The organism is Rubrimonas sp., from assembly GCF_036788415.1.
GTDB lineage: Bacteria > Pseudomonadota > Alphaproteobacteria > Rhodobacterales > Rhodobacteraceae > Rubrimonas.
In genome coordinates this window covers 1-10,128 of record NZ_DAIQNN010000091.1, presented here as the reverse complement: position 1 = coordinate 10,128, position 10,128 = coordinate 1, and the positions used below count along the sequence as shown (strand labels likewise).

Below are 10,128 nucleotides of genomic sequence, written 5' to 3'. Positions count from 1 at the left end.
CAGCCTACCATGCTCAAACGCTCATCGGCGCCCCACGGTTCTTCATGCTCTCCGAAGCCGGGGTTGGCGTTACCAAACTGCAGAAACTTACGCTTGAGTGTGGGGACACGGCCCCCGGCACTTTCGGGGAAATCGGTACGGAAACCCCCGGGCGGAAGACGCGCTCGAGTCGCGCCGGCCCCGGATGCGCGGGACCAGCAGGGTTCAGGCGCCTACGCGCCGCGGAAACTTTCCCCCATCGCCCTCAGCATGACGACAGCTGAGGCGGCGCCGGGATCCATGTGACCAATGGACCGATCCCCAAGTCTCGCGGCTCGGCCCAGACGCGCCGGCATGGCCACGGTCGTGGCTGCTCCGGCTTCGGCGGCAGCCGCCACTCGCTCATATGCCGCTGCGATCGAGTCCCCGTTCGCCCTCGCTGCATCGGCGGCATCCGCCGCCGGACCCCACGCATCGAGCATCGTCTTGTCGCCACGCGCCGCCTTTCCGCGCCGCTCGATGCCTGCGGCGAAAGCGGAAACGAGTCCGATCGCCTGATCCACGCCGAGCATAGCGGCTCCTTTCACCGTCTTGGCGGCCTCGAGCATCGCAGTGGCGTAGAGCGGACCCGAAGAGGCGCCTACGGCGTTGAGGAACGCCTTGCCGGCCGCGGCGAGCACGTCGGCTGGCTGACCCTCGCTCGCCGCAACCGCAGCCGCGTCGCGGGCCGCAGCGAAGCCCAGAGCCATGGCGATCCCGTGATCGGCGTCTCCGATCACGCCGTCCAGTTCGCACAGGCGACCCTTCTCGGCCTCCATGCGATCGGCGATCCGTGCGAACATCGCCGCCAGCGCAGCCGCGTCGATCCCGCTCATGACGCCCTGGCGATCAGGGGCCGCGACCAGAACATCGCAGCGTCGCAGGGACGGTCGAGCAGATCCGTCAGCTCGCCGTCGAGTTGCATCAGCGTGATCGACGCGCCGGCCATGTCGAGCGACGTGCAGTAGGGACCGACCCACGTGGCGTGCGTCGCGATCCCCGCGTCGGCGAGCCGCCACGCGAGCCGGCGGTTGAGGATGTAGAGCTCCATATAGCTGGTGGCGCCGAGCGAGTTCACCAGAACCGCGACCCGGTCGTCGCGGCTGGGGGCCATCTCGGCCAGGATCGGGTCGAGCATGGCGTCGAGCACCTCGTCCGCCGGGCGCAGCTTCTCGCGCCGGACGCCGGGCTCGCCATGGATGCCCATCCCGAGCTCCATCTCATCCGGGCCGATCTCGAAGTTTGGCTTCAGCGTCTGGGGCAGCGAGCACGGCCCGAGCGCAACGCCCACCGTGAAGGTGTGGTCGTTGGCCTTCCGCAGCGCGGCCTCGACGCCGTCAATGTCGCGCATCATGTCGGCCGCCGCGCCGCCGCACTTGAACACGAAGAAGTTGCCCGCCACCCCGCGGCGCTTGTGGCGCTCGGCGCGCGGCGCGGACGCCACGTCGTCGGTGGTCAGCACCGTGCGCACAGCGATCCCGTCCTCGAGGTCCGCCATCTCGGCGGCCATATCGAAGTTCATCACGTCGCCGGCGTAGTTGCCGTAACAGAAGATCACCCCCGCGCCGCCGTCCACCGCCCGCACGCAGGCCTGCGCCGGATCGGGCGGGGGCGAGGCGAACACGTTGCCGATCGCCGCCGCGTCGGCGAGGCCACGGCCGACGTAGCCGAGGAACGTCGGTTCGTGCCCGGACCCACCGCCGACGACCAGCCCGACCTTGCCGGGGCGCGGGCCGTCCACCGCGACCACCCCTCGATGCGTGCCCGGCGCGCGGCGTAGATGGGCCGGGTGGGCGGCCAGAACCCCCTCCAGCATCTCGTCCACAGCGGCGTCGCCGCTGTTCTGAAGCTTCTTGACGGCCATGAGCCCCCTCCTCCGGCCCCGCTTCTCACGATTGGCCGCATCGGCCGCGGCGAGGCTTGACACGGCGCGAATTCAATCGATTAGATTCTCGAAAAGCAAGTGTCCCCGGTCTGGCTCAGGGATCGGGGCGACCCCCAGGGAGGAAACGATGGCGAAAGCGACCCGGCCGGGTTCCGGCCTCATCATGCCCCGCCGCAAGGTGCTGGCGGGCGGCGCGGCGTTCACCGCGGCGGCGCTCGGCGCGCCCTTCATCAACCGGCTGAAGGCGCAGCAGGCGCATCCGCTGGCGGGCCAGACGATCGAGATGAACATCCTCGGCATCGCGGGCTGGCTGCCCTCGTCGCTGGGCGTGCAGATGTCGCCGATCTTCGCGGACTTCGCGAAGGAGACGTACGGCTACGACGTGCGCTTCGGCTTCGCGGAGGCCCCGTTCTCGGACCTGTTCCAGAAGGCCGCGACCTCGCTGGCGACGCGCAGCCAGGAGTTCAACATCATCATCTCGGACAGCCAGTGGCTCGGCGCGCTCGCCCAGCCCGGCTGGATCGTGAAGCTGAACGACATCATCGACGCGAACCCCGAGCTTCAGATCGACTGGTTCAGCCAGACCGTCGTCGACACCTATATGACCTATCCCGACGGCTCCGAAGACCGCTGGGGCCTGCCGCAGGAGGGCGACACCATCGCCCTGTTCCTGCGCAAGGACATGCTGGACGATCCCGCCGAGCAGGCCGCGTTCCAGCAGAAGTACGGTATGAAGCTGCCGACGACGCACGCGGAATACGAAGACCTGACGATGGCGGACTTCGAGAAGGTCGCCGATCACTTCAACCGCCCCGATCAGCAGATGTGGGGCACGGCGATGCAGTACAGCCGCGTCTATGACTTCGTGTCGTGCTACCTGTATCCCTTCATGTGGTCGCAGGGCGGCGAGATCTGGGACCAGACCACCGGCCAGATCACGGGCATCCTGAACTCCGACATCAATGCCCGCGCCATGCAGCAGATGAAAGACTGGCTGAAGTACCAGCCGCCGGGCGCGACGAACTTCGGCATCGCAGAGCAGGTGGACGTGTTCACGCAGGGCCGCGTGTTCTCGTGCTTCCAGTGGGCCGCGGTCGGTCTGGTGATGATCCCCGAGAACATGCGCGACAAGGTTCTGGTCGTCGCTCCGCCGAAGCACGGTACCGGCGCGGACGCCAAGCGCGTCTACACCATGGGCGGCCAGCCCTGGGTGCTGAACGCCTTCAACGACGAGGAGCGGATGCGCGTCGGCGTCGACTTCCTAAAGTGGTGGTACCAGCCCGAGACAGCGCTGGAGTTCGCCCGCCGCGGCGGCAACCCCGCCGACGCCGCGACGCTGAACGACCCGGCCTTCGACGACCTGAACCCGTGGAACCGCGCCTACAAGTTCATGCTGACGGGCGGGCGGTCGCGCGACTTCTGGCACCATCCGAAATACGCCGAGATGCTGGCGCTGCAGCAGGAAGGCTTCTCGGCCTTCATGACCGGCCAGAACGCCGACGCGAAGGCGGTGCTGGACTACATCGCCTGCGGTCAGCAGCAGATCCTGAACGACGTCGGCGACGCGCCGGCGGTGCCGGACATGTGCTACTCGGTCAGTCTCTGACCGCGGCCTGACAGCCGTTCCGCGGAGCGGGCCTCGGCGCCCGCCCCGCCCTCCTTGTCCGGGACCAATCATGGCCATCGCCTCTTACAGCGCATCCGCCGCGGGCGCGGCCGTGCGCCGCGCGTCGGATCAGCGCCGCGCGCTGGTCTTTCTGCTGCTGGCGCCGGTGCTGGCGTTCTTTCTGGTGTTCAACAGCATCCCGCTGCTGTGGCTGCTGGGACTGTCATTTCACAACTATTCGCTGACCGGCGGCGTCGATCCCGAGTTCGTGGGTTTCCGCAACTATTATCAGCTGTGGCTGGGACGGAACAATTTCTGGGGCGACCTGTCGCGCACCTTCACCTTCGTCGGCGTAGGCGTGACTATCCAGACCGTGCTAGGCATGGCGCTGGGTCTGCTGTTCTGGGGCTCGAAAGCGATGCCGGGGCGGCGCGTCGCGCTTACGCTGCTGTTCGCGCCCATGGTGCTGACGCCGGTGGCGACGGGCACCTTCTTCCGCTTCATCTACGACCCGAACTTCGGCGTGCTGAACGCGATCATCCGCGGGCTGGGGTTCGAGACGGTGGACTTCCTCGGCAACCCGTCGATCGCCTTCTGGGCGGTGCTGGCGGTGGACTGCTGGATGTGGACGCCGTTCATGATCCTGATGACGCTGGCGGCGCTCGGCTCGGTGCCGAAGGCCGAGCTGGAAGCCGCCGAGATCGACCGGTTGCCGCTGCACAAGCGCTTCACGCTGGTGATCCTGCACCATGGCAAGTTCATCCTGATGCTGGGGATCGTGCTGCGCACCATCGACAGCTTCAAGACGCTGGACCTGATCATCCCCATGACCAAGGGCGGCCCAGGCCAGCAGACGCGGCTGGTGGCGGTCGAGCTGAACAAGCAGGCGTTCGAGAGCTTCAACATGGGCTTCTCGTCGGCCTATGCCGTCTATCTGCTGCTGGTGTCGATTGCGATGACGTCGATCTTTATCTTCGTGCTGAACCTGCGTCGTCGTAAGGGGGGCTGAGATGCGCTCCGCCGCCTATCACGCGCTGCTGTGGCTGATCGCGCTGGTGTTCTTCGCGCCCGTAGCCTGGATCGTGCTGTCCGCCTTCAAGTCGCGTGACGAGATCCTCGCCGCACCGCCCAAGCTGATCTTCCAGCCGACGCTCGACAATTTCCGTGCGCTGTTCGAGGGCAACGCCGCGTTCGCGACGCAGTTCCTGAACTCGCTGGTGCTGTCGATCACGGCGGTGGTGATCGCGGTGGCGGTCTCGTTCCTCGCGGCCTACTGCTTCTCGCGCTTCAAGCCCAAGGGCACCGACTTCCTGATGTTCCTGCTGCTGTCGGTGCGCATGCTGCCCGGCCCGGCGGTCATCCTGCCGGTGTTCCTGATGTATGCGGCGCTGGGATGGAAGGACAATCACGTCGCGCTTGTCCTGTTCTACGCGATGTTCTCGATCCCCTTCTCGGTATGGATTCTCAAGGGCTTCCTCGACGGCGTGTCGATCCGCTTCGACGAGACCGGCCGCGCCAACGGCGGCTCGTGGCTGCACGTGATCTTTCGCGTGGTGATGCCGCAGGTGAAGCCGGGGCTGATCGCCGCCTTAATCTTCAACTTCATCTTCGTGTGGAACGAATTCCTGTTCAACTTCGTGATCGGCGGGCGCACCACCCAGAACATCCCCTATGCGCTGGCGGTCGGCACCTACTCGGACGGCGGGCTGAACTGGACGTTTATCGCCACGCTGACGACCATCTACATCGTGCCGCCGATCCTCGCGATCTACGCCTTCCAAAAATACCTGCTGGTGGGCATGACCTTCGGCACCGTGCGGGGCGAAGTGTGATGCGGCTGTCCTTCGCCGAGCGCGCCGAGCGGGTGCTGATCGCCGCCATGGCGCTGGCCATCGTGCTGATCGCGCAGACCTGGAGCATCCAGCTGTTCCGCTACGGGCTGCTGCTGCTGGTCACCTCGACGCTGCTGCAGATCGCCGTGGGCAACTTGCCCAAGGACGCCGGCGCCGGGCGCAGCCTGCTGCTGATCGCCGGGATCCTGTGCATCATCGCGGCGGTGTTCGGACTTGGCGTCGCGCTGACGCCGTTCCTCAGTCAGTTGGGGCGCTAGACGATGGCCGAGGTCAGGTTCGAAGGCGTCACCGTCCGCTTCGGCGACGCGACCGCGCTGGACGGGTTCACGGCCGTCGCGGCGGATCGGGCGTTCACGGTGCTGACAGGCCCGCCCGGCGCCGGCAAGTCGGTGCTGCTGCGCACGCTGGTCGGGCTGGACACGCCGGCCACGGGGCGCGTGACGATCGACGGGCGCGACGTGACCGCCCTGCCCCCGGCGGAGCGGCCGATCGGCTACGTGCCGCAGAGCTTCGCGCTCTATCCGCATCTGACGGTGCGCGACAACATCGGCTACCCGCTGCGGCTGGCCCGCGCGCCGGCTGCGCGCATCGCCGAGACGGTGGACCGCGTGGCCGCGATGCTGTCGATCGACAAGCTGCTCGACAAGACGCCCGACCAACTGTCGGGCGGCGAGAAGCAGCGGGTGGCGGTCGCCCGCGGCCTTGCGCGAGACGCGCGGGTGTTCGTGCTGGACGACCCGCTGGTGGGCCTCGACTACAAGCTCCGCGAGCGGCTGATGGGCGATCTGAAGGCGCTTCGGTCTGAACTGGACGCGACGTTCCTCTACGCCACGTCCGACCCGCTGGAGGCGCTGACCATGGCGCAGGACCTGCTGGTGATCGAGGGCGGGCGACTGGTGCAGGGCGGGCCGGTCGAAGCCGTCTATGCGGCGCCGGATTTCGAGGCGTCGCTGCGGCTGGTCGGCTTTCCCCGCGCCAACCTCGCCGCCGGGGTTCAGGCGGGCGACGCGGTGACGGCAGGGCCGCTTCGGTTCCGGACGGCCGCCCGCGGCGACGGCCCGGTGACAGTTGGCTTCCGGCCCGAGGTGCTGCGGACCGGAACCGACGGACCCGTCGCGATCGAGGGCGTCGTCTCGCTGGTCGAGGATCTGGGCGGCGAGACGGTCATTTACGTCGAGGCCGGCGGACTTTCGCTGACCATGGTGCGCCCGCTGGATGCGGTAGACGCGCCGCCGCGCATGGGCGAGCGCATCGTGCTGAGCGTCGATACCGCGGCTCTGATGGTGTTCGACGGGGCCACGGGCCGCACGCTGACGCGGGGCGCGGCCTGATGGTCGACATCGTTCTGGACCGCGTGACCAAGCGCTTCGGAAGCGCCGTCGCGGTGGACGCGCTGGAGACCACTTTCGCCTCGGGCGAGGTGACGTGCCTGCTGGGCCCCTCGGGCTGCGGCAAGACCACGCTGATGCGGATGATCGCGGGGCTGGAGACGCCGACTTCGGGCCGCATCCTGATCGGCGGGCGCGACATGGCGGGCCTGCCGCCGCGCCGGCGCGACGTGGGCATGGTGTTCCAGTACCCCGTCATGTACCCGACGCTGACAGTGGCCGAGAACATCGAGGAGCCGCTGCGCCATGACCGCGCCGTCGATGCGGCCGAGCGGGCGCGGCGCGTGGACGAGATGCTTCACGTGTTGGACATGCGCGACCTGCGCGATGCGACCATCGGCGAGCTGAATTCGGGACTGCGGCAGAAGGTGGCCGTGGGCCGCGCGGTCGCGCGCCATGCGGCCGTTGTGCTGTTCGACGAGCCGACCACCAACGTCGAGGTCAACGCCAAGCTGACGCTGATCCGCGCCATCAAGGCGGTGACGACGCGCCTCAAGCAGACCATCGTCTACGTGACCCACGACCAGACCGAGGCGATGACGCTGTCCGACACCATCGCCCTGATGCAGGCGGGCCGGATCGTGCAGCAGGACGCCCCGGGGCGCATCTACTCAGCGCCGCGCACGCGCTTCGCCGGCTGGTTCATCGGCAACCCCGGCATGAACTACCTGCCGGCTACGGCGCGTGGCGGGGCGGTCACATCGCCCTTCCTGGCGGCGCCCCTGCCCGCCCCCGGCGCGCCCGATGGGCCGGCCGACATCGGCGTGCGGCCGGAATGGATTACCGTGGGCGAAGGCCCGCTAGAGGGCGAAGTACTGGACAGCGTGATCGGCATCGGCGGGCGGCGGCTGATGACGCTGCGGACCGCCGGCGGCGACGTGGCCGTGAAGAGCGGTCCCGAGCGCGCCGCGCCGCCCGGCGCCCGGCTGCGCTTCGCCGTGCCGCCTGAGCGCGCGCTGGTGTTCGTCGGCGGCGTCCGCATCGATACGCGACAGGAGCAGACCGTTGAAGCATGACGTCTCGGTGATCGGCCTTTACATCCTCGACGTGCTGGGTCGGCCGGTGTCGCGCATTCCAGATAGGGGCAACGTCGAGTTCATCGACGAGATCCGGCTGACCGTCGCCGGCACCGCCGGCGGCACGGTGGTCGACACCGCGAAGCTGGGGCTGAAGAGCCTGGCCGTCGGCGCCGTGGGCGACGACGAAAAGGCGGACTGGGTGCTGGCGACGCTGGAAAAGTTCGGCGTGGACGTGAGCCAGATGCAGCGCATCGCGGGCGTGCCGACGTCCGCCACCATCCTGAACGTGCGGCCGAACGGCGAGCGCCCGGCGCTTCACGTGCGCGGCGCCTCGGACCATTTCGACGTGCCGCCCGAGACTTACGACGCGGTGTTCGACGCACCGATCGTCCATCTGGGCGGCACGGGCCTGCTGCGGCGGCTGGACGGCCCGGCGAGCGAAGTGCTGCTGCGCGAGGCCAAGCGCCGCGGCCGCACCGTGACCTTCGACCTGATCGCCGCCGCAGCCGAGACGCTGGGGCTGGTCGCGCCGCTTTTGCCGCACATCGACTACTTCATGCCCTCGATCGAGGAGGCGCGCGACATGTCGGGTAAGTCCTCGGTCGAGGACTGCGCGCGCTTCTACCTCGACCAGGGCGTGGCGACCTGCGTGTTCACGCTGGGGGGAGACGGCGCCTACTACGCCTCACGCGACGGGACTGCGTTCAACTCGCCCGCCTATCGGATCGACGTGATGGACACAACAGGCTGCGGCGACGCCTTCGACGCGGGCTTCATCACCGCGATCCGCCGCGGCATGCCGCCCGAGACGGCGGTGCGCTTCGCGCAGGCTGCGGCCGGGCTGGTGGCCACGGGCCTCGGCTCGGACGCCGGCATCCGGTCCTTCGAGCACACGCTGGAGTGCATGAATAGCTGGGAGATCGCGGCATGAAGCTGATCATCGGCGGCGACGAGGCCGGCCGTCCCCTTGTCGAGACGCTGGCCGCCCACCTGCGCGCGCAGGGGCACGCGGTGACGGACGACAGCGCCAACCAGACCGATCCGGGTGAGCGCTACGCCGGCCTGTCCGAACGCGTCGCGCGCCGGGTGCTGTCGGGCGAGTTCGACCGCGGCATCCTGTGCTGCGGCACGGGGCTGGGCGTGTCGATCTCGGCCAACAAGGTGCCGGGCATGCGCGCGGCGCTGACCCATGATGTCTATTCCGCCCAGCGCGCGCGGCTGAGCAACAACGCGCAGATCATCACGATGGGCGCGCGGGTGATCGGACCGGAGCTCGCGAAGTCGGTGGCCGACGCCTATCTGGCCGTCGAGTTCGACCCCGCGAGCCATTCCAAGGCCAACGTGGACGCCATCGACGCGCTCGACGCGCGCGCCCGCGGCTGATCGGGGCCGCCGGCCATGGCGCGGCGCATCCGGGTCGGCACTAGCTGGAAGATGAACAAGACGCGGGCCGAGGCCGCGGCGTGGTGCGACGCGCTGCTGGCGGCGCCACGGATCGACGGCGTGGACCTGTTCGTGATGCCGCCCTTCACCGCGCTGGCGCTGGTGGCGGACCGCCTTCGCCCCGCCGGCGTCGCGGTCGGCGCGCAGGATGTTCACTGGGAGGACGCGGGCGCCTGGACCGGCGCGATCTCCGCCCTGCAAGCCAAGGACTGCGGCGCGACCATGGCCGAGATCGGCCACAGCGAGCGGCGCCGCTGGTTCGGCGAGACGGATGAGACCGTCGCCGCCAAGACCGCCGCCGCCCTGCGCCACGGGCTAACGCCGCTGGTCTGCGTGGGCGAGACGGCCGCGGAGCGCGACGCGGGCGCGGCCGACGCGGTGCTGGACCGGCAGGCGCGCGCCGCGCTGGCGGCGGGGCCGGCGGGAGTCGCACTGGCCTACGAACCCGTCTGGGCGATCGGCGTGGGCGCTGCGAGCGCCGATCCGGCCTATGCGCGTGCGCGCATCGCCGAGCTGCGCGAGACGGCCGCACGCGTCGGCGCAGCGGCGCCGGTTCTCTACGGCGGCAGCGTGGACGAGGCGACCTGCGCCGCCTTCATTGCCGACGCGGGCGCCGACGGCGTATTCGTCGGCCGGGCGGCGCTGGACGCGCGGCGCTTCCACGAGATCGCGCGGCTATGCGCGGCGGCTGCCGCAGTCTGATCGCGCCGCGGGGGCAGGGGACGAAACCGCCGCGGGCACGACGTCACCCCGTGACGTAGGAAGAACCATGCGGACGATCAAGGGCCCTGCGCTGTTCCTCGCGCAGTTCGGAGGCGACGAAGCGCCGCTCAACGATTGGAGGTCCATCACGAAGTGGGCTGCGGACTGCGGCTATGTGGGCGTGCAGGTCCCGAGCTGGGGTAGGTTTCAGAAT

11 protein-coding genes are annotated in these 10,128 nt (G+C 69.1%); 9 read left to right on the top strand and 2 right to left on the bottom strand.

Going from position 1 to position 10,128, the window contains the following annotated elements; genetic code table 11:
* Positions 1-212: 212 nt before the first annotated feature.
* The gene (gene dhaL / locus V7Q31_RS15180; RefSeq protein WP_333834707.1) at positions 213-854 is read right to left on the bottom strand and encodes a dihydroxyacetone kinase subunit DhaL; all 642 of its coding nucleotides are present in this window, start codon (positions 852-854) and stop codon (positions 213-215) included.
* On the bottom strand, positions 851-1,882 hold the full coding sequence (locus V7Q31_RS15175; protein ID WP_333834706.1) for a dihydroxyacetone kinase subunit DhaK: 1,032 nt from the start codon (positions 1,880-1,882) through the stop codon (positions 851-853). The genes dhaL and V7Q31_RS15175 overlap by 4 nt, the downstream gene beginning before the upstream one ends.
* 148 nt (positions 1,883-2,030) lie before the next feature.
* Here V7Q31_RS15175 and V7Q31_RS15170 point away from each other — a divergent pair, with 148 nt between their 5' ends.
* From V7Q31_RS15170 to tpiA, 9 genes are all read left to right on the top strand, one after another.
* Entirely contained in the window at positions 2,031-3,509 is a 1,479-nt protein-coding gene (locus V7Q31_RS15170) for an extracellular solute-binding protein (protein WP_333834705.1), read from the top strand.
* A 70-nt stretch (positions 3,510-3,579) separates the two neighbouring features.
* The gene (locus V7Q31_RS15165) at positions 3,580-4,518 is read left to right on the top strand and encodes a carbohydrate ABC transporter permease (RefSeq protein WP_333834704.1); all 939 of its coding nucleotides are present in this window, start codon (positions 3,580-3,582) and stop codon (positions 4,516-4,518) included.
* Between the two features lies 1 nt (position 4,519).
* On the top strand, positions 4,520-5,341 hold the full coding sequence (locus tag V7Q31_RS15160; protein ID WP_333834703.1) for a carbohydrate ABC transporter permease: 822 nt from the start codon (positions 4,520-4,522) through the stop codon (positions 5,339-5,341).
* Entirely contained in the window at positions 5,341-5,619 is a 279-nt protein-coding gene (locus V7Q31_RS15155) for a hypothetical protein (RefSeq protein WP_333834702.1), read from the top strand. Before V7Q31_RS15160 ends, V7Q31_RS15155 begins: the two co-directional genes overlap by 1 nt.
* A gap of 3 nt (positions 5,620-5,622) precedes the next feature.
* Positions 5,623-6,693, top strand: coding sequence for an ABC transporter ATP-binding protein (locus V7Q31_RS15150; RefSeq protein ID WP_333834701.1), 1,071 nt, complete (start codon positions 5,623-5,625; stop codon positions 6,691-6,693).
* Entirely contained in the window at positions 6,693-7,766 is a 1,074-nt protein-coding gene (locus tag V7Q31_RS15145; protein WP_333834700.1) for an ABC transporter ATP-binding protein, read from the top strand. The genes V7Q31_RS15150 and V7Q31_RS15145 overlap by 1 nt, the downstream gene beginning before the upstream one ends.
* Positions 7,756-8,700, top strand: coding sequence for a carbohydrate kinase family protein (locus tag V7Q31_RS15140; protein ID WP_333834699.1), 945 nt, complete (start codon positions 7,756-7,758; stop codon positions 8,698-8,700). Before V7Q31_RS15145 ends, V7Q31_RS15140 begins: the two co-directional genes overlap by 11 nt.
* Positions 8,697-9,152, top strand: coding sequence for an RpiB/LacA/LacB family sugar-phosphate isomerase (locus V7Q31_RS15135; RefSeq protein WP_333834698.1), 456 nt, complete (start codon positions 8,697-8,699; stop codon positions 9,150-9,152). The genes V7Q31_RS15140 and V7Q31_RS15135 overlap by 4 nt, the downstream gene beginning before the upstream one ends.
* 15 nt (positions 9,153-9,167) lie before the next feature.
* A complete protein-coding gene (gene tpiA, locus V7Q31_RS15130; protein WP_333834697.1) occupies positions 9,168-9,914 on the top strand; it encodes a triose-phosphate isomerase in 747 nt (248 codons plus the stop codon).
* Positions 9,915-10,128 lie beyond the last annotated feature (214 nt).